18 protein-coding genes and 1 pseudogene are annotated in these 20,098 nt (G+C 50.9%); 6 read left to right on the top strand and 13 right to left on the bottom strand.

The window, feature by feature from the left end:
- Positions 1–58 precede the first annotated feature (58 nt).
- From gspK to gspG, 5 genes are read right to left on the bottom strand one after another with little or no spacing between them, the layout of a single operon-like run.
- On the bottom strand, positions 59–1,033 hold the full coding sequence (gene gspK / locus K7G70_RS16775; protein ID WP_223789814.1) for a type II secretion system minor pseudopilin GspK: 975 nt from the start codon (positions 1,031–1,033) through the stop codon (positions 59–61).
- Positions 1,030–1,665, bottom strand: coding sequence for a PulJ/GspJ family protein (locus tag K7G70_RS16780; RefSeq protein WP_223789815.1), 636 nt, complete (start codon positions 1,663–1,665; stop codon positions 1,030–1,032). The genes gspK and K7G70_RS16780 overlap by 4 nt, the downstream gene beginning before the upstream one ends.
- Complete coding sequence (gene gspI / locus K7G70_RS16785; protein ID WP_348525092.1) at positions 1,659–2,132, bottom strand: type II secretion system minor pseudopilin GspI; 474 nt, start codon at positions 2,130–2,132, stop codon at positions 1,659–1,661. Before gspI ends, K7G70_RS16780 begins: the two co-directional genes overlap by 7 nt.
- Positions 2,023–2,535, bottom strand: a complete 513-nt coding sequence (locus tag K7G70_RS16790; RefSeq protein ID WP_223789817.1) for a prepilin-type N-terminal cleavage/methylation domain-containing protein — start codon at positions 2,533–2,535, stop codon at positions 2,023–2,025. Before K7G70_RS16790 ends, gspI begins: the two co-directional genes overlap by 110 nt.
- Positions 2,535–2,981 carry a type II secretion system major pseudopilin GspG gene (gene gspG, locus K7G70_RS16795; protein ID WP_223789818.1) on the bottom strand — a complete coding sequence of 149 codons (447 nt, stop codon included), beginning with the start codon at positions 2,979–2,981 and terminating at the stop codon, positions 2,535–2,537. Before gspG ends, K7G70_RS16790 begins: the two co-directional genes overlap by 1 nt.
- Before the next feature lie 93 nt (positions 2,982–3,074).
- On the opposite strand from gspG, the gene K7G70_RS16800 reads away from it, so the two are divergent.
- On the top strand, positions 3,075–3,821 hold the full coding sequence (locus K7G70_RS16800) for a 16S rRNA (uracil(1498)-N(3))-methyltransferase (protein ID WP_223789819.1): 747 nt from the start codon (positions 3,075–3,077) through the stop codon (positions 3,819–3,821).
- On the opposite strand, the gene K7G70_RS16805 is transcribed toward K7G70_RS16800, so the two are convergent.
- The 7 genes and pseudogenes from K7G70_RS16805 to pilG form a co-directional block, all read right to left on the bottom strand.
- Positions 3,802–4,269 carry a chemotaxis protein CheW gene (locus K7G70_RS16805; RefSeq protein WP_223789820.1) on the bottom strand — a complete coding sequence of 156 codons (468 nt, stop codon included), beginning with the start codon at positions 4,267–4,269 and terminating at the stop codon, positions 3,802–3,804. The genes K7G70_RS16800 and K7G70_RS16805 overlap by 20 nt on opposite strands.
- A gap of 8 nt (positions 4,270–4,277) precedes the next feature.
- Positions 4,278–5,228 (bottom strand): chemotaxis protein CheB, encoded by a 951-nt coding sequence (locus K7G70_RS16810; RefSeq protein WP_223789821.1) that lies wholly within the window; start codon positions 5,226–5,228, stop codon positions 4,278–4,280.
- A complete protein-coding gene (locus tag K7G70_RS16815) occupies positions 5,221–11,625 on the bottom strand; it encodes a hybrid sensor histidine kinase/response regulator (protein ID WP_223789822.1) in 6,405 nt (2,134 codons plus the stop codon). Before K7G70_RS16815 ends, K7G70_RS16810 begins: the two co-directional genes overlap by 8 nt.
- A 1-nt stretch (position 11,626) precedes the next feature.
- On the bottom strand, positions 11,627–12,478 hold the full coding sequence (locus K7G70_RS16820) for a CheR family methyltransferase (protein ID WP_223789823.1): 852 nt from the start codon (positions 12,476–12,478) through the stop codon (positions 11,627–11,629).
- A gap of 33 nt (positions 12,479–12,511) precedes the next feature.
- Positions 12,512–13,522 (bottom strand): annotated as a pseudogene (locus K7G70_RS18125) (methyl-accepting chemotaxis protein); the annotation flags it as partial.
- A gap of 1,026 nt (positions 13,523–14,548) precedes the next feature.
- Positions 14,549–15,094 carry a chemotaxis protein CheW gene (locus K7G70_RS16830; RefSeq protein WP_223789825.1) on the bottom strand — a complete coding sequence of 182 codons (546 nt, stop codon included), beginning with the start codon at positions 15,092–15,094 and terminating at the stop codon, positions 14,549–14,551.
- A 5-nt stretch (positions 15,095–15,099) separates the two neighbouring features.
- A complete protein-coding gene (gene pilG / locus K7G70_RS16835) occupies positions 15,100–15,480 on the bottom strand; it encodes a twitching motility response regulator PilG (protein ID WP_223789826.1) in 381 nt (126 codons plus the stop codon).
- Between the two features lie 382 nt (positions 15,481–15,862).
- Between pilG and gshB the strand changes: the two genes are divergently transcribed.
- From gshB to K7G70_RS16860, 5 genes are all read left to right on the top strand, one after another.
- A complete protein-coding gene (gshB, locus tag K7G70_RS16840; protein WP_348525093.1) occupies positions 15,863–16,807 on the top strand; it encodes a glutathione synthase in 945 nt (314 codons plus the stop codon).
- Positions 16,804–17,655: an energy transducer TonB family protein gene (locus K7G70_RS16845; RefSeq protein WP_223789827.1), complete on the top strand. Its 852-nt coding sequence runs from the start codon at positions 16,804–16,806 to the stop codon at positions 17,653–17,655. The genes gshB and K7G70_RS16845 overlap by 4 nt, the downstream gene beginning before the upstream one ends.
- Positions 17,656–17,781: 126 nt before the next feature.
- Complete coding sequence (locus tag K7G70_RS16850; RefSeq protein ID WP_223789828.1) at positions 17,782–18,327, top strand: YqgE/AlgH family protein; 546 nt, start codon at positions 17,782–17,784, stop codon at positions 18,325–18,327.
- Positions 18,320–18,745, top strand: coding sequence for a Holliday junction resolvase RuvX (ruvX, locus tag K7G70_RS16855; protein ID WP_223789829.1), 426 nt, complete (start codon positions 18,320–18,322; stop codon positions 18,743–18,745). The genes K7G70_RS16850 and ruvX overlap by 8 nt, the downstream gene beginning before the upstream one ends.
- Positions 18,742–19,644: an aspartate carbamoyltransferase catalytic subunit gene (locus K7G70_RS16860; RefSeq protein ID WP_223789830.1), complete on the top strand. Its 903-nt coding sequence runs from the start codon at positions 18,742–18,744 to the stop codon at positions 19,642–19,644. The genes ruvX and K7G70_RS16860 overlap by 4 nt, the downstream gene beginning before the upstream one ends.
- A gap of 25 nt (positions 19,645–19,669) precedes the next feature.
- On the opposite strand, the gene K7G70_RS16865 is transcribed toward K7G70_RS16860, so the two are convergent.
- Positions 19,670–20,098: a hypothetical protein gene (locus tag K7G70_RS16865; protein WP_223789831.1), complete on the bottom strand. Its 429-nt coding sequence runs from the start codon at positions 20,096–20,098 to the stop codon at positions 19,670–19,672.

Below are 20,098 nucleotides of genomic sequence, written 5' to 3' on the forward strand. Positions count from 1 at the left end.
TCAGTTTAACAAAGGGCAAGGTCAATAGTCGAGCCTTGCAAAGACCAGATGTGAGGCATCAAGGCACACGGACCAAATAGGGTCGCATGGACCGACTCAACACCCGCACATGACCCACTTCCTGGCGTTGCAGCAAAGCATGCATTTGATACTCATGCTGTTCCATTTGGATGCGGGAACTGGCCTGCAGGTAACGGGTTTGGGTGCTCAGGCGCGGTGTCAACTCTTCTCGGGCCCCCTGCAAACGGTATTGAATCGCGGGGTGATCAAAGAACGCCTGAAGGTTCAAAAAATCCGCTTGGCCGTTCTGGTACAAGCGCAATGCCAGCTCATTGGTGATGGCCAAATCCAGGGCACTGAGGGCCGCCGGTCGCATGGTGTTGACGTTCATGCGAGTCGGCTGGTCGGTGGTCAGCGGCAAGGCAATCAGGTAACCAGACAACAACTGGAAAGTGTCAGCGTCCACCCCATCCAACAAGGCCAATTCACCGATGTGCTTCATGGGCCCACCTGGGGTTTGGTATCCCGGCGCTTTGGCCAGGTACACAAAATCTTCGGCACCCTTGGGTCGTGGGATTTGGTCGGGGTCAATCCAGTCGATGATTTGGTCGGCAATTCCCACATCCAATTCAAGCAGCGCCAACAAACGTTGCAGGTAAGCCAAGTGCCATTCTTGCACCACCCCATTGATCACCAGGTTGTTGACATTGAAACGGCCACTGAGACCAGTCAATTGCCCTGAGAGCACCGCATCTTCCACCAGCATGCCTTGAATGCCCTGTCGCCAGCCATCCAGGTGGCTGTCATGGGTGTATTCGTCTTGGGCATAGTCCTCCCGCAACAAGTCACTGGCCCACAACAGCAAGCCTTGGCTGTAGTGTTTGGCCTGGTAATTTTTTTGCAAGTTATTGATCCGCGCCACCGACAGCTGGGCGTTGTACCAAATCCCCGCGGCCAAGGTGGTGGCGATGGCCAGCATCACCAAGGCCATCAACAGGGCCATGCCTGATGGGATTGGCCGGTATCGCTTCACAGGAACCCCAAGTGCTGCCAGGGCACCACGTTCAACACACTGTTTTGACCGGCGGCATCGGTCAAGCCACAACGGATGCGTTGCGGCAATTGACTGCCCTGATTGCCCCCTTGCGGCCACACCGGCTGCATCTGACCCGTCAAGTTGAGGTACTGACAATTCACCGTTCGCAGTGCCAGCATCGGTCGTTCCAGCCACTGGTTGCTGTTGGCGGGCACAAATGCCGACTGCGTGGCCCGATACCACTGGTTGTTGCGCACATACCATCGCACCCGCACCAAACCGTGGGCCTCATCGACGGCGGTTTGGCGGCGATCGTTGCGCCCGCTGGAAACAGTAGGACTTTGAAACCGCAACAGACTGAAGCCTTGGCTGTCACCAGAGAATTCGGCTTGGGTCGGGGTGACCAAGGGATTGGGGTGGACGGTGGCCAGTTGCAAATCACTTTGCAGCCAAAACAGCGCCAGGTTTTGTTGATTTAAATTGCGATTTTGCTCATCAATCACCCGCTTGGCGGTGGCCATGTTGTCCAAACCCATGAAGGCCAGTCCGGCCAACACGGCCATCACGGCGGATGCCACCAACAGCTCCAGCAAGGTCATGCCGCGTTGATGCTGCAGCCCCTTCACCATCCCGCCGCTTTCCTGAAACCACTGAGCTGGGCTTCGCTGTGCTCCAAGCGCCGGGTCAAACCCACCATCACCTCCAGGCGGTTGATGCGGCTGTTGTCGGTGGTTTTCAATTCGGCTTGCCAATAAAAAGTTTGGCCGGCAAACACCTCTTCCCCTCGGTGCAGGCCCAGCGTCAGATTGGGCTTTTGGTACAGCTGCATCATCACCTGGTCAGCCACGTGATAAGCCGCGGTTTTGTCGCGCATGGCGGTGGCCGTCTGGGCGCCGGTTTGGGTTGATTGCACCAAAGCCATCAAGCCCACACTGACCACCACCAGTGCCATCAACACTTCCAGCAAGGTGAATCCTTGGGCGCGGTCAGGGCTGATGCCAACCTCCGGCCAGTTCCCATGGCGATTGGCTGCGGATGGCATAGTGTTGATCTGGATTGGCGGCCAGGCGCAGTTCGAAGGCATTGAATGAGCCATCGGTCTGGCACACGATGTGGGGTAAATCCTCAAAATCTGGGGCCAGTGCTTGTACCCGACCAGCCGTCAATATTTCGGCGGTCACCCCCGTTGGCCAAGCCGGTGGTTCAGCGGTCACTGGAATCCACTCAGGGTGTTGGTGACGCAACAGTTGGTAACCCTCGGCTTGCCATTCCACGCCAAAGGCCTGATTTTCCAACACGGCCCGCTCACACAGGTATTTCAACTCAGCCTCGAAAGTCTGGGCCTGGCCCATAATTTGGCGTTCGATCGATTGGCTGGCCAGTAAATTGGCACCGGCGCTGGCGAGGATGCCAATGATCAGCACCACCAACAGAATTTCCAGCAAAGTGAATCCGGCTGATCTGGGGACGCTGTGAGTTGACAAGCCCCGGATGAACATCACCAGTTGCCGATGTCGGCATTCAGTCCATCACCACCGGGTTGACCGTCGGCACCGAAGGAATAGATGTCGATGGTGCCATGGTTACCTGGATTCAGGTATTGATACGGGTTATCCCAGGGGTCATTGGGCAGTTTGGAAATGTAACCGCCGGGTTTCCAATTGCGCGCTTCTGGCGTGCCTGCTGGTTTTTGGACCAAGGCTTGCAGACCTTGTGAGGTGCTGGGAAAGTTGAAATTGTCCAGCTTGTACATGCTCAAGGATGTTTCCAGGTTTTTCACATCGGCTTGGGCGCGAGACACTTTGGCCTTGTCTGGTGCATCCATGAATTGTGGCACCACGGCCACAGCCAGGATGCTGAGGATGACCACCACGATGAGGATTTCCATCAGGGTGAAGCCCTGCATGCGCGCCTTTTGGCGGAATGGTTTTTTTCGGTTCTTCATGTTTTGTCAGGTTGTTTTTGGGTTAAGATTATATGCCATTTCTTTTCCTGCTGCCACGCCCTGCAACCAATTGACCGCCTTGATTGAAACGCCATGAGAACCTCCAGAATCTATTTACCACTGACCACCAAACCAACTGAGGATGCCGTCCTCATTGAAGGGGACAAGGCCCATTACATCCGCAATGTGTTGCGCAGCAAGGTCAAACACACCTTGCATTTTTTCACCCCAGCGGGCATCGAATACCGGGGCACCATTGGCGCCATCAACAAACATTCGGTCGAACTGATCAACATTGAAGCCTTGACTGAACAACCCCAGGCCTCACGGCTCAAAACCACCCTGATACAAGGCATCAGCAGCAGTGACCGCATGGATTACAGCATCCAAAAAGCCGCGGAATTGGGTTGTCACAAAATCATCCCGGTGTTGACTGATTTTTGCGCCCACAAAATTCCGCCCCACAAAAGCGAAAAAAAATGGCAGCACTGGCAAGGGGTCGCCATCAGTGCCTGTGAGCAATCAGGTCGGGTTGACCTGATGCAAGTGATGCCGATTCAATCATTGAAAGCGGCCATTGCAGACACCCCCAAAGGCTTGTTCTTGGAGCCAAATGCCAGGCATCACCTCAGTCAATTGCCCAGCGACCTGCAAACCACCCAGACGGTGTTCATTGGACCTGAAGGCGGCTTTTCGCCCACGGAGTTGGCGGCGTTCGATGTGGCGGGATATTGGGGCGTGCAGTTGGGGCCGAGGGTGCTGCGCACCGAAACCGTGGCGCCGGTAATCCTCGGCGCACTGCACAGTTTGTTTGGCGACTTCAGGCCGCCGACTGGGTGATGGAAATCAGGTTGGTTTCCAGGTAGTTCATGTTGGGAATGTCGGCCATCTCATCTTGGATCGACACCAGTGACGCAATCGCGTTGTGATTGATTTGTTTCTGCTCATGCAATTGCATGTCACCCCGTGAAACCAACTGCAATTTAGGAATGCCCCGAGACAACACCGCAAAATAAGGCATGTCTTCGGGGTGGTTGATGCTTTTCAACACCGCCAAATTGTGTGAGGAGTTGATGTCAGCCGGGGAATCGGCGCCGGTCAGCACCGCAAAATCGATCAACGGGATTTCCCAACCACGCCAAGAGACTGTGCCCAACAGCCAGTCCACATCCTGGTTGGTGTTTTCGATGCTGCGCATGCCCAATACCTCGGCCACCATGGCGTTGGGTAACAACAGTTTTCGGTTTTCTTCGATGGGGATCAAGACCGCCCGGATTTCATTAGACATATTCGCACCTACGCAATTAAGCTTTCTTTAATATATTGTGCCATGGCTGCCGGTTCACCGTCAAACAGGGACATGTTCAGGACCCTGATTTCCTCTGCAATCGCAGAAACCACACAACTTTCGGCAGATTGGGTGATCACTTTGCCACCATTTTCAAACACATTGGTGGCACCGACAATGCCATCTGAGGCCATGCCACTGAACACCGCCATGTTCACCTTATTCAAATTTTCCAACATGTCAAAACACACATCATCGATGCATGGCGTGGTCATGCGGTTGGGGTTGATGTTTTTCACCCCCAAAGTGCCATTGGCATGAATGATCAGGTCTTCATCCACCGGCACCAAAATGGCTTGTCCGGGTAACAGGTCATCTCCGGCCTGGCCCAGCTTGACCCCAATCTGGCCATTCTTATTCAATTGTTTTTCCATCATCGACACGAACTCACTGTCCATGTGCTGCACGATCAAAAACAGCAGCGGCTCATCGCCCTCAAATTCGCTCAAGAATTTCAACAAGGACTCAGGGCCGCCGATCGACGCCGCCAAGATCCAAACGGCCTGAATGCCATGCTGGCTCAGATCCACCGATGAAGAGTTTACATCGGCATTGCCGGCAGATTCTGGCAACAGTTCATGGGACTGATCGATTTTATGCAACACATGCCGCAACCACCGATTTTTGTTCCAGCCAACCAACTCATTGGAAATTCTGGCGTCATTGAAGATGATTTTGACCTCACGCTCATTCAGGTGATGGATCAACTCATCGATGTTCAAATCATTGTCAAACAAATTGAGAATGAAGGTCTGGATGCTCAAATCCATGGCCGCAATTTCATCGGAATCATATTGTTTCACCGAGTAACCGGTTGACTCCAGTTGTTTGGTCAAAAACTGTGCCGACGGTTGGTGTTCACCGATGTGAATCAGACCAACAATGGGTTGCTCAGGCATCTTCTAATTGCAACAAATCTTTGATGTTTTCGAGCAACTCAATTTCTTGGTAAGGTTTACCCAAGTAACGTTCAACCCCAATCTCTTTGGCCCGGTCTTTGTGTTTTTGTCCGGTTCGTGAGGTGATCATGATGATGGGGATGTCTTTGAACTTATCCGACGCTTTCATGTTGGTGGCCAACTCGAAGCCGTCCATTCTTGGCATCTCGATATCCAACAACATCAAATCGGGTTTTTGTTCCTGCAGTTTGTTCAAGGCATCCAAACCATCTTTGGCGGTCATCACTTCAAAATCATTCCGCGTCAACATCCGTTCACCGGCCCGACGCATCGTGATCGAATCATCCACCACCATGATGGTGGTCACGCGATCATCTTCGACCTCCTCAACCACTTGCACGCCTTCGGCTTCCATTCTGGCCAGTTTCTGCGTGTAGGCCCGGTGCATCGGAATGATGTCCAAAATCAACACCACTGCACCATCACCGAGAATGGTGGCACCGAAAATTCCGGGCACGGAGGCCACTTGGGTACCCACCGACTTGACCACGATTTCGCGGCCGCCGAAGGTTTGATCCACCCGCAAGGCCACGCCTTGATCACCGGATTTGATCATCACCAACGGCACCTGGTTGCCTTCAACCATGGCCTCTGAATCAACCGATAACAGCTTGTTCAATTCTTGTAAATGATACGTTTCACCGGCGTAGTCGTATTCCAGGTCATTTTCCAGGATGCGGCGTCTGAATTCGTCGATGTGCATACGAATCAAACCTTGCACACCCGATGCCGGAATCGCATAGCGGTGATCAGCCACTTGCACGATGATGGCTTGGGTCAACGCCAAGGTGTATGGCAAGCGAATCACAAAGGTGGTGCCTTGACCCTGTTCAGACAGGATCTCGATGCTGCCGCCCAAGCGTTTGATTTCATTGTTGACCACATCCATACCCACACCACGACCAGCCAACTTGGTGACTTGATCAGCGGTGGACATGCCAGAGTGCAAGATCAATTGCACGATGTCTTGTTCAGTCAATTCATCTTTCTTGTCGATGATGCCACGTTCCATGGCTTTTTTCTTCAACACATCGGTGTTGATGCCCGCACCGTCGTCACTGACGGTGATCACCACCTCCGTGGCCTCCCGGCTCAATTCAATGACAATCTGACCTTGGTCGGATTTTTTGGCTTTCTTGCGGTTGTCTTCAATGCCATGCACCATGGCATTACGAATCATGTGCTCCAACGGTGCCTGGATGCCTTCCAGTACCGTTTTATCCATTTCACCTTCGGCCCCTTTGACGGTCAACTTGGCTTTCTTGCTCAGTTCCTGACCAGACGTTCGCAGTACCCGCCGCAGTCTGGGTACCAAGGAGTTGAAGGTCACCAAGCGGGTTTCCATCAAACCTTCTTGCAATTCGGTGTTTACCCGTGATTGTTGAATCAACAAAGTCTCTGAAGAACGCGCAGATTCTTGTAAGTAGCTTTGAATGTTGGTCAAGTCCGAAACCGACTCCGACAACGACCGTGACAGTTGTTGGATGGTGGAAAATTGGTCCAGTTCCAGTGGATCAAAATCTTCTTCCAGCTCATCACCTTCAATCTGATAGTTGGAGATAATCTGTGCCTCTGTTTCGTGTTCCAGCTCGCGCAACTGACGACGCACCCGGTCTACCGTGTTTTCCAATTCGTCAATGTTGAGGCGCAATTCTGCGGCTTGCTGCTCCATTCGCGATCGGTAAATACTCACCTCACCCGCAAAGTTCACCAGCTTATCCAGCAACTCTGAATTCACTTTGATTTGTCCACCGGACAACACATTGGCTTTCTTGCGTTGCACCGCAGCCGCCTCTTCTGGGGCATCGGACTCTTCCACCGCCTCATCAACCTGGGCCAAGGGATCAAAGAACTCTTCGTCGAGTTTCGATTTCTCTTTGATCTCACCACCTTCTGAGGACAGGATGTCTTCCAGTTGTTGGGTCTCCTGTTCAATGCTGGTGGTCAAACCATAGTCCTCAGAATTCACCATGCCGTGTAACTTATGCATCACTTGCGACATCATTTCGTGTTGGTCTGATGACACTTCTTGTTTGCTTTCTGCAATCGACTCAAAAAGTGATTCCAGCTGATGCGACAAATCGCCAATTTGATTCAAACCAGCCATCCTCGCACCCCCTTTCAAGGTGTGCAAGTCACGCTGTAAAGCTTGTATGATGTTGGTGCTGTCTGGTTTTTCTTCCAGTTCAGCCAATAAGTGGTCAGCCCGATCAAAAATTTCGGTGGCCTCTTCACTGAAAATCTCCAACAATTCATCATCCAACTCAACTTCAGACGCATCGAATGTGCTGTCCGAATCGGCCTCATCCATGGCCATGAAAGGTGACGGCGCTGGTTCTTCAGGCGTGGCTTCTTCAGCAACTTCTTCTTCAGCCGTCTCTTCTTCAGCCGTCTCTTCTTCAGCAGTCTCTTCTTCAGCAGTCTCTTCTTCAGCAGTCTCTTCTTCAGCCGTCTCTGCTTCAGCAGTCTCGTCTGCTGCGGCTTCTGCTTCAGCCACATCATCAGACGCCGTTTCTGCTGCCAGCGATTTCTCGGCTTCTGCTTCCAGTTGGTTGCTCTCGACGGCCAAATCTTCGGCATCTTTGATGTCTTCAACTGACGTATTCAACTCATTGATGCGGTTGACAAAATACTCACCAATCGAGCCATCTACCGGCACTTCACCGGTTCCCAATAAGTTCAATTGGCTCTTGGCATGGGTGATCACCGCTTCAATCTGACTGATGTCATCTGTGGTCAGTGTTTGGTCACGATCCATGATCATGATGGACATTTTTTCCAATGGTGTGGTCATGGATGTGATGCCATTAACCGATGCCATGCTGGCAGCACCATTCAGGGTGTGTACCACCCGCACAAAATCATCGTTGATTTTGGGTTCGTCCTGTTCCATGCAATCGGACACAAATTGGGACATTTCAGATAAGTGACCACCCACTTCTTTTTGCAAAATTTCCACAAACACCGGATCCACATCCATGTCATAGGAAGTCTCGGCATCTTCTTCAGATTCAGTCAGGGTCATGACATCGGCCGTGTCTTCAGCATCCGCATCGGCGGTATCTTCTACAACCTCAGCCTCGTCATCGGCATCAGCCATGTTCAACAAAGCGGCCACATCCTCTTCGGACATGTCTTCATCGGATAAATCGAACTCTGCGCTGTCAATTTCCGCCGTCTCTTCTGCGGCCTCTTCGGCAGCCTCTTCTTCAGTGCCAAAGTCCATGTCAGCCAAATCGACGTCATCCAAGTCCAGGTCGTCCAAATCAAACCCGTCATCATCAGCCGCTTCGGTCTCCGCTTCGGCTTCATCTGCAGACTGGTCATCATCCAACAACAATGACTCATCACCTTCAAATTGGGCCAGTTCGGCTTCCAGATCATTGATTTCATCTTCATCCAAATCAATTTCTGCCACCGTGTTGTCATCACCACTGTCGGCATCGGCCGCCAGGGCTTCAGCCGCTTCTTCTGCGGCAGTCTCTTCACTGTCAACCGGCACCGGCTCGATTTCATCCACTTCCAAATCAATGGACAAGCCATCGGTGTCAAAATCAATCGACATGTCATCTTCGGCATCGGCCTCTTCCACCTCGGTGGCTTCATCGGTGGCCGCTGTTGCCTCCTCTTGTTCGGTGGCCGCCTCTTCTTGCAGATCAGCCAAATCGTATTCGACAAAATCCAGACTCATGTCTTCTTCATCTTCGGCTTCATCTTCAGCAGCTGCTGCAACGACATCCTCAATGAGCTCTTCGGTTTCTGATTCAGCGGCTTCTTCGGCTTCAGTTTCAGCAGCTTCTTCAGTGTCAGCTTCAGCCACGTCTTCAGCCGCTTCTTCAACAGCCTCTTCAACCGTTTCTTCAATGGCTTCTTCTGCCACTTCTTCACCGGCTTCAGTCACTTCTGCAGGGGCCGCTTCGGCGTCACTGCTGACTGACTCGGGCTCACCAACCACTTCCATGGCGGTAATGATGGGTTCACCATTGGCCACATTTTCGGCGTTTTGCAACAGGGTTTTGTAACCCACAGGCACGGTGCCTTGCTCTTGCAGGGCCGCATACAAACCGGCCGCCATTTCGACCCCGGCATCCAGTATATGTTTGAAGTCAGTGGAATGTTTGATGCCGCCGTCCAGCAGGCGATTACACATGTTCTCCAACATCCAGCCAAATTCACCAATGGCTTCGGCCCCCACCAAGCGGCCACTGCCTTTCAAAGTGTGGAAAATGCGTCGGATTTCGACCAATTTGTCGGCATGTTCATCCGGATCTTCTTTCCACGAACTGTGGCGGTCTTGCATGTTGGCCAACTCTTCCTCGAATTCTTCCAGGAAGACCTCTTTGATTTCATCGTCCACGTCATCACCAAACTCAACCACCAAGGTTGAGGCCACGGTGGCAGCTTCTGCAGCAGGTTCAGCGTCTTCTGCCTGGGTTTCTGTGGCCGCCTCATCGGCTGCCTCGGCATCATCCGATTCAGTGGTGGACTCAGTGACGTTCTCAGCATCCGCTTCGGCCTCTTCTGCCACTTTTTCACTGGCTGCTTCATCACTGCCTTCGCCGTCGGCAGTCTCTGCGGCTGTGCTGTCTTCGGCCACAGCTTCTTCGGTTTCGGGTGTCGCTGCCACGGTTTGTCGGTCATCGTCTTTAGACGCTTGCTGCAGCTCTTCGATTTGTTTGCCCACTTGGGTCAACAAGTTGTCGCGGATGCGCTGTCCTTGATCCAGATTTTCCAGGTAGTATTCCAATGATGACACCACGGTGGCCAACTGTTCCAATTGCATTGCCGAAGGCTTGGACTCTTTGCCCAGAATGTCGGTGTTGACGTAATCAATGATGGCATCCAAATGCCCACCGGCTTCTGATAAATTCAGAATCTTCATGGCACCGGCGATGTCTTTCAACAAACGGGGGTTGTCTTTGACTTGGTTCTTGTCCCATGGCGATTCAATGAAGGCCACGAAATTGGTTTTGATTTGTTGCAAGTTGATGATCGATTCTTTGGCCAATTGTTGCAAAATGGCTTTTTGTTCTGACTTGGGAATGACCTCATCTTCGTCGCCAGCAGTCTCATCGGTGATGCCCAATGATTGGATGTGATCACCCAACTGAGATTCAATTTTCAACAACGTTTTGGCCACATCCAACAATTCTTCATCCGAAGGACGTTGGTTGTCATCGACCATGGTTTTGAGTTTGTTTTGGTGATCGGTCACCGATTCACGGGCCACGCCCAACCCCAGGATGCCCAAAGTGTCTGAAATTTTGTGTAAATTCTCCAACAAGGGAGCCAACTCTTCGACTTGAGCAGATTTGTTGCGGATGAACAAGTCCAAAGATTCTTGTACCACCAACACATCGTCATTGATCGCTTCGGATACGGTCTGTAACAACTCTTTGTTCTTGCCAGACAAACTGCCTTCGGCGTGTTTGATTTCGTCTTGATCCGGAATAAACTGGCTCAAATCAAAGAACGATTTGATTTCTTTGCTCAAGCGGCCGCTTTCTTCACTGATGGCAATGTAGTACAGCATGTTCTTGGTGATGGCCCGCGAACTGGATTTGGTGTGGGGGCTGCCATCGATCAATTCCTTGATCAGGTGATCCACCTTGCCGGCAATCTGTTTCACCGCCACGCCGTCATCAATTTGGTTGTTCATCAAGCCTTCAATGACACCAGAAAAAGTCCAAAACAGTTGTTTCAGGTACACCGGTGACAAAATCATTTGCAGTTTGGAAATCACCAACTGCATGTTGTTCAAGCCTTTGCTGTCATCGCCATTGCGGATCCAGTTGAGCAAGGCGATTTGGAAGATGGATCGAATTTTCAACAAGGCGGTTTTCAATTGGTTGCCTTTGAGCGACACATCGTTTTCAACAATGCGATCTGGCACCCCCAATTCCAGATTGGGGTTGAACAAGGCACTTTCTGAGAGCAGTTTTTGACTGCGCACGGCCCGCAGGTCATTGACCAGTGGCAACAACACAATGGGCACGTCTTTGTGGCCCAGTTCGATCCGTTCCAGATAATCAGGCAACTGCAAAATGCTCTGCATCAACACATCATAGGCGGCGTCTTCATCGGTCAATTTACCATCGATCAAATCTTTGGCCACCCATTCCATTTCTTCGGCCACCATGGCTGCGCCATACAGTTCGACCATCTTCAAGGTGCCTTGAATTTGGTGCAAATAAGTCACACAAAACTGCAATTGATTGGTGTCTTCGGAGTCCTCAACGTAGGCTTTCAATGCTTCTTTGGCTCGATTCAGCGTTTCATCAAGCTCAGTTTTTACCCAAGTTAAAGTTGAAAAATCGATTTGTTCTATATTACTCATATTATTTCAGTCTGAATGCCAAAGTTCGGTTCTTATTGACACGTTTCATTTTCTCGTGAGACCAGGAATTAATTTCCGTTTGACCCAACACCAACAAGCCGTCGTGATTCAAGTGATTCACCAAGCCGTCGAGTATTTGTTCCCGGACCGACTTGTCAAAATACATCAATACATTTTGACAATAAATCACATCGTATTTGATGTTGGATGGTTTGTTGACATCCAACAAATTGAACACCCCAAAAGCCATGCGCTTTTTGATGGCATCTTTGATGGTGAACATTTCATGGTTCAAGGTTTTGACGCCATCGTGCAATGATGCATCAATGCTGGACAATTTATCGATGGAGTAAAACGCTTGCTTGGCCAGCGCCACAGCCGGCGAGCTGACGTCAGTGGCAGTCACGCCAAAATAGGATTTCTTCTCGCTTTGCTTGCACACCGATTGGGCCAACAAGGCCAGGGAGTAAGCTTCTTCTCCGGTGGCACAACTGACGGACCAAATTTTGTAACGCAAGGTGCCCTTGGCCCGGAGGATTTTTTGCTCCAGGTCTTCTTTGACCAATTCAAAAGAAGGTGGGTGTCTGAAAAATGACGTTTCGTGCACGGTCAGTCGATCGACCAATTGCGACCATTCCAGATTGCCTTCAATGCCGGAATTGATGTAATCCCAGTATTTGCTGTAATCCTGATAGCCAATTTCCCGCATCCTGGACCAAATCTTGGACTGCAAAAACATCTTCCTTTCTTTGGGCACGATGATGCCCAGTCGTTCCGCCAACAAACCAGACCAGCGCAGGTAATCTTCCTCGGTCAACGGAGAAATTTGTATGTAACTTTGATTGCTATACATTTTGTACATCAGGTGCCATACTTAATGGTGTGATCAGAAGAACTCGTCGTCTGGTAATTTAAAGTCTTCTACCGACTTCCTCAATTCTGTAGCCAATTCCACCAAGTTTCCAATCGACTCAGCGGTTTGTTGTGTACCGGCTGAAGTCTGGGTGGTGATTTCCTGAATCACGTTCATGGTGCCCGAAATGTTGGTCGCGGCCACCGATTGTTGGCGGGCCGCCTCAGAAATGTTTTGAATCAATTCCGCCAAATCATTCGATACCGTTTCAATCTCGGTCAAGGCCTCACCGGCATCCTCCGCTTTGCGCGCTCCACCCACCACCTCTGAAGTGGTTTGTTCCATTGAGCGCACCGCTTCGTTGGTGTCGGTTTGAATGGTTTTCACAATGCCCTCAATCTGTCGGGTCGCACTGGATGCCCGTTCGGCCAACTGCTGTACCTCGTCTGCAACCACCGCAAAACCCCGACCCGATTCACCGGATGAGGCCGCTTGAATCGCTGCGTTCAAGGCCAAAATGTTGGTTTGCTCGGCAATGTCGTTAATCAATTCTACGATGTTACCAATTTCTTGCGAACTCTCACCCAAGCGCTTAATTCGCTTCGAGGTGTCCTGAATCTGCGTTCGAATGTTGTTCATGCCCTTAATGGTGTCTCGCACCACTTCTGCGCCGTTGTGGGCAATCAGTACAGAACGTTGCGCCACGTCGGCTGACTCCAATGAATTTTTCGAAACCTCGTCAATGGACACCGCAATTTCATTAATCGCGGCCGATGCGTTGGTGATCTGCGTCGCCTGATGCTCAGAAGCTTCGGCCAAATGCATCGCCGTAGCCTGTGCTTCCTGGGCCGCAGAGGCCACACCCACCGAGGCGTCATTAATCGTTTTCACCAACGACCTCAAGGCTTCAATCGCGAAGTTGACCGAGTCCGCAATCGCGCCCGTGATGTCTTCCGACACCGTGGCGTTTACGGTCAAGTCACCATCCGCCAATGAACCCATTTCATCCAGCAGTCGCAAAATCGCTTGTTGGTTTCGTTCGTTTTGATCTTGGGCCACCGCCGCCCGAATCCGGTCGTTCTTCGACAAGGTGCGGAAAATCCACAACAACCACAAAAAGGACAAACCCGCAATCACCCAGCCAATCAACTCAGACGGCACGGTTTGGGTTCTGGTGGCCAATTGTTCACGCAGCTGCTCGGCGTCTTCCACAAACAAATCAGCGTCGATTTCAATGTCTGCCGCCGCGGTTTGGGCATCGAACAACTCCATCGCACCCAACACCGTTTGGATGTCAGATTGTACGCTGTCAAAAGCGGCATACACCCGACCCAAGGATTCAATGGCCTGATCATCGGTCACCGCTTTAATGCGGTCATTGCCGTTGAACATCCCGGTCATCACTTCCTGGAACATACGGGCATCGCGGTCCAAACTGTCAGCCGCTTGAATGGACGCTGCCCCGCCTTTCAAAATTTCACTCATGCGACGCAACATCCGGTCAGCCAATACCAGTTGTTGTGAGGCCAGGTAAATCAAGCCACGGTTTTCATTGATCGCCACCAATCGTTTCACCACGGCATCCGAACTGGCTTGCAAGATGGGGATCTCAGAGGCAAATTTATCAGAAATGTCAGTCAGTTCTTCGATTCGCTCACGCTGGTTGATGATGATCAACGCGTTGTCGTTCATGGTGTTCCACTTGTCTGACAGTGCATCAAACCGCGGTAACACATCGGTCGGCAATTCAGGGTATTGATCGTTGCCATCGCGCAGCGACCTGATGGTGTCATCAATGATGCGGCGGTCGGTGATCAAATCATCGAAGGCAAACACATCACCTGATGAAGCCTGTTTGGCATATTGGGCCAATTGCTGGGCTTTAATCCGCACCTTATCGGTTTCTGTCAAGTGATCAGTCCGGTTCGACTCGATGGTGGCTAACCAATACGAATGACCAAAGAATGACAGTACCAGGATGACCAGCACCATCAGTTGCCACAACGGCAACGTTCGCGTTCGTTGATCCAAATCTACAGCTGAACTGCTCATATATTTCTACCTCGTCATTTATTTGATGGATGCATTTTGGAAGCGTGCATCCTGAACCAACTGGTCCATATCGAAGACGTTCCAGACCACATCATCATGGCTGAAAAATTTATCACAATAAGAATATATGCGTGAGTCGTTTTCCCCCTCAACATCTTCCCATTGGCTTTGTTTAAAGTGTCTTTGCCCGAATACTTCATCCACCACCAAGCCTGCTTGTCCACCTGGCTGGTTGATGACCAGCATCCGCGAGTGTTTGGTGAGTTTGGCCGATTCTCCAGTCAAGTAGGACCGCAGATCAATGGCCGGAATCAAGTTACTTCTGATGTTCACCAGGCCCAACACCCAATTGTCGATCCCAGGGATCTTGACCAGCTCTGGCAAAATCACCACCTCATTGACTTCATCCACCTCAGAGACCAGGTGGGTGTCACCAATTTTGAAACCGATGCCGGACCAATCGCCCAGGTCGGTTTCTTCTTCAGCGGTGCCCAACGCATGAGACACGCTTCTTTTTTCATATTCAAGTAACAACTCGAACGGTTTGATGATTTGCTTACTCATACGAATCAGTCTCTTTTTACATGTGTTTCGATGGCTTCAATTAATTCTTCTTTGGTGAAAGGTTTGGTCAGGTATTCTTCGGCGCCGACCACCCGGCCTTTGGCCTTGTCGAACAAACCATCCTTACTGGACAACATGATCACGGGTGTGGATTTGTGCTCACTGTTCATTTTGATCAAGGCGCATGTTTTGTAACCATCCAGTCTGGGCATCATGATGTCGACAAAAATGATGTGCGGCTCCAAATCTGAAATTTGAGACAACGCTTCATACCCGTTGTCTACCGTAATGACGTCACACCCTTCTTTTTTGAGTAATGTTTCTGCGGTTCGGCGAATGGTCTTACTGTCATCGATCACCATCACTTTTAAACCTTCTAAATTCATAATTTCTCCAAACTATATGTTGCCTTTCGCTTTGAAATGTAATTCACATTGTTCATGAGGTTACCCTTGTAAGTATGTCATTCTCAAGAAAATAACTCATTTTGGACTCGATTACAAAAGATATTTTTCTAATTGTCCATTATTTTTCCCAAGAAAAAATTTGACTCACCCCAAATGCCACCAGGATTTGGCTGTGATTTTCACACCTCTTGACTGAACCCGGATTCATCTGACCAGCCAGGCCCACATCGAAATGCCGCTTTGATGATCCACACACGCATTGATTGATCAATCAAAAAATTTTTATTGCAGTTAGCTATTTAACCCAACGCTTTAGCTTATTATAATTCATGGCAATTAACAATTAATGCAACGGTTTATTATGCCCAAACTGGCTGTGGTCATGGACCCAATCCAATCCATCAAACCCCACAAAGATTCCAGCTTTGCCATGCTGCTGGCAGCGCAAAAAAGGGGCTATCAAATGCATTACATCACCGCCAATCAATTGTTCGTTGCGGCTGGTCAAGCCCGGGCCCATTGCCAGCCCGTTACGGTGCGTGACCAAGCCCAAGAATGGTTTTCGTTGGGCGCCACAGAAACCGCTTCACTGGCTGACTTTGATGTGATTCTGATGCGCAAGGACCCACCCTTTGACATGGAATACATCATGGACACTTATGTCCTGGAACAAGCCGAGTTGGCCGGCGCGCACGTGATCAACAAACCGCAGGCCTTGCGCGATGCCAATGAAAAATTTTTCACCGAAGCGTTTCCCGAATGCACCCCGGACAACGTCATTTCAAGAAACCCCGACATCCTGCAAGATTTCATTCTTGACATGGGGGAAGTGATTGTCAAACCGATGGATGGCATGGGCGGACAATCGATCTTCAAAACCAGTGGTCAGGATAAAAATTTGAATGTGATTTTGGAGACAGTGACACAAAACGGCACCAAAACCACCATGATCCAAAAATACATCCCGGAAATCAAACAAGGTGACAAACGGATCCTCTTGATCAATGGCCAGGCGGTGCCCTATGCCTTGGCCAGAATTCCTTCGGCCAGTGACTTTCGGGGCAACCTGGCCAAAGGCGGCACCGGTCAAGGCGTGCCCTTGTCCAAACAAGATTGGCGCATTGCCGAAATGGTTGGCCCCAAACTGAAACAGATGGGGATCGTGTTCGCGGGTATTGACGTGATTGGTGATTACCTCACCGAAGTGAACGTCACCAGCCCAACGTGCATTCGGGAGTTGGATGCCATTTACGACTTGGACATCGCCGGTGACTTGTTTGATTGCATTGAGCAACACATTTTATGAAACCCAAAATCACCCACAAAGACAAAAACGTCATGACCTTCACCTTGGCGGTGTTGGCTTTGTCGGTGGTGATACTGGGCATTTCCTTTTCGCACCAAGATCACAACCCAGAAGTGGTCCACAGCATGGATGTGATCCTCTCCAAGAAAGCCAATTTGGAAGCACCGGAAGACGCCGATTTTTTGGCCGCCAACAACCAATTGGGCGGCGGCGACCAAGACCAGCAAAGCCGGCCCACCAACCCGTTCAGTGCCACGTCCCCCATCGAGGATGGTCTGGACAAACAAATGACCCGGGAACAGCGCAAGCAACAAACCAAGCAAAATAAAAGCCCGGTGATCACCACCCAACAAGCCGGCCAGCAAGTTGAGAACCACAAAAAGCAACAGGACAACAACAACCGCCAAGCCAACGATCCCCAACAAACCAAGGCCCAGCGCCTGGCCAAGATTCAAGATGAAATTGCCAAGAAAATCGAACGCTATGCAAAAAAACCGCGCAGCAAATATGTGTCCAGCAACACCAAAGCTTATGAATTTGCGCCGTACATCAATGACTGGGTCAAAAAAATTGAGCGCACCGGCGATTTGAACTACCCGGAGCAAGCCAAAAAGAAATCGTTCATCGGCAACGTGATGTTGACCGTGGGCATCAATCGCGATGGCACCATCCATGAGATCAAAATCATCAAACCATCCCAATACAAATTTCTGGATGAAGCCGCCAAGCACATCGTGCGCCTGGCCCAGCCGTTCGATCCACTGCCAGAGAGTGAAGAACGGGTCGACATTTTATACATCACCCGTACCTGGCAATTCTTGCCCGGACACCTGCTGCGGGAAAAGTGAACCCCACTCGGTTCGGATCCTTCACGGCTGACCAATCCAGGACATTCAGAGAATGAATCCAAAACGCACACCTTTAAATTGTTCGACTTCGAACCCATATGGGTAGAAATCAAGTAAAATAACATCATGAACCTGACCAACCAATTACTCATTGCCACCCCAGACATGCCCGATGAACGTTTTGAGAAAGCGGTCATCCTGGTTTGCGAACACAATGAAAATGGGGCCCTGGGCATCAACCTCAATTTGGCCAGTGAAGTCAGTTTCAAGGACATCATGGAAAGCCTGCAGATACCCCAGACCACCGAACCCAAAGAACATGCCATCTATGAAGGCGGCCCGGTCAACACGCAGTGCGGCTTCATTTTGCACCAATCCGGTGAAGTGTTCGACAGCTCCATCCAAGTCTCTGACAACGTGTTCCTGAGCACTTCAAAAGACGTGATCGATGCCATTGCCGGCAACCGCATCAGCCACAAATGGCTGATGGCCTTGGGTTGTGCCACCTGGGATGCCGATCAACTGGAAGAAGAAATCGCCGCCCATGCCTGGTTGCTGGCACCGGCCGATGAAAACCTGATTTTCAATCACCAACAAAACAAATGGGACCTGGCCCTGGCATTGATGGGCATCCAATCCCATCAACTCAGCGGCGACATCGGCCATGCCTGAATTCATTTTGGGGGTGGATTACGGCAGCCGCCGCATCGGCTTGGCCGTGGGCCAAACCCTGACCCGGGTGGCCAACCCACTGACCACCTTAGCCAACAACGGCGCCTTTCTGGACGAACTGCAACGGTTGATTCAAGAATGGCAAATCAGCGGCATCGTGATTGGCTATCCGACCACCATGGAAGGGGAGGAGCAGGACATCACCCGCCAAGTGAAAAACTTCACCAAACGAATCAAGCACCACACCGGTTTGCCGGTTCATTGGGTCGATGAGCGGCTGACCTCACATGAAGCCGAACGCCAATTCAAAGACCAGCGCGCGGCACAGTTAACCAAAGCCAAAAACAAAACACAAATTGATGCCATGGCCGCGCAAATTATTTTACAATCCTGGCTGGATCAAACGAGCGCACCATGAAGCACCTCACCGACATCAAAGCGCTGGATCAAGCCAGCATCCACCTGTTGTTTGACTTGGCTGACAGCATTCGCAGCACCCCCGTTGCCACCACCAGAAGTTGGCACGCCGGGCGCTCTGCCGCTGCGCTGTTTTTTGAGAATTCGACCCGCACGCTGTGTTCATTTCAAATGGCCTGTCAACGCCTGGGTGTGGATGTGACAGCACTGAACATTGCCCATTCTTCAACCCAGAAAGGTGAGTCCTTGCGTGACACCCTGTTGACCTTGGCTGCCATGCAACCCGACTTGTTCATAGTCCGACACCCAGAGAACCAAATCCAACAACGGATGATTGACTGGCTACCGCCACACATCGGCATGATCAATGCCGGTGACGGCACCCACCAACATCCGACCCAAGGCTTGCTCGATTTGTACACCATCAGCCAGCACAAGACCGATTGGGCCTCACTCAAAGTCACCCTCATCGGTGACATCAAACATTCTCGGGTGGCCAACTCCTTGATTGATGGCCTGAAGATCATGGGCACCCAACAGATTCAACTGTACGCCCCCGATGCCCTGATCCCAGTGGCCTTGAAACACCGCAATGCCCCCAATTTACCAGCGGCGCTGGAAGGGGCCGATGTGGTGGTCATGCTGCGGATTCAGAAAGAGCGCTTACCATTGGACTTGGACGTCGATTTTGCCACCTGGCATGCCAGCTATGGGTTGAACAGTGAAACCCTCAGTTGGGCCAAAAGCGATGCCATTGTGCTGCACCCTGGCCCCATGAACCGGGGCATTGAAATCTCAGATGCGGTGGCCGATGGTCCCCAGTCAGTGATCCTGGAACAAGTCACCAATGGCGTGCTGATACGCCAGGCCTTGATTCATCATCTGCTGTCTCAATCCTGAACTGAGCTTACGCGCCAAGCCATCATCAACGCTGCAACAACAGGGATTCGCCATTGTGATTGGCCACCAACACCACTTTGCCTGGTTTGAGTGAAGCCACAAATTCAATGGGAAGGTCCAACGAGTCAAACTGGAAAAACTCACTCAGACCCATGCTGCTGACGTCGGGGTCTGCATGCCCACATGCCACCAAGACCACTGAGTCATTGATGGCATCGAGCTGAGCAATGGGTGGGCATTTTTGCCATTCATGAAAAGCCACTGTAGACAAATCCACTGTGTTGAAATGGTTGCATGACACTTCCCAATATTTCATGGGCTCAACGGCACCCCAATAATTGGCTTGGTTTTTGCCGGCAAAATAACGCCACCGATCACGCAAATGCTTGGATGGCGCAAATTGTTCAACAAACGAATGGAAATGCATCATTTCGGTGGCCGACAAATCATTCAT

It is taken from the genome of Marinicella meishanensis (assembly GCF_019931145.1).
In the GTDB taxonomy this organism is placed as follows: Bacteria; Pseudomonadota; Gammaproteobacteria; order Xanthomonadales; family Marinicellaceae; genus Marinicella; species Marinicella meishanensis.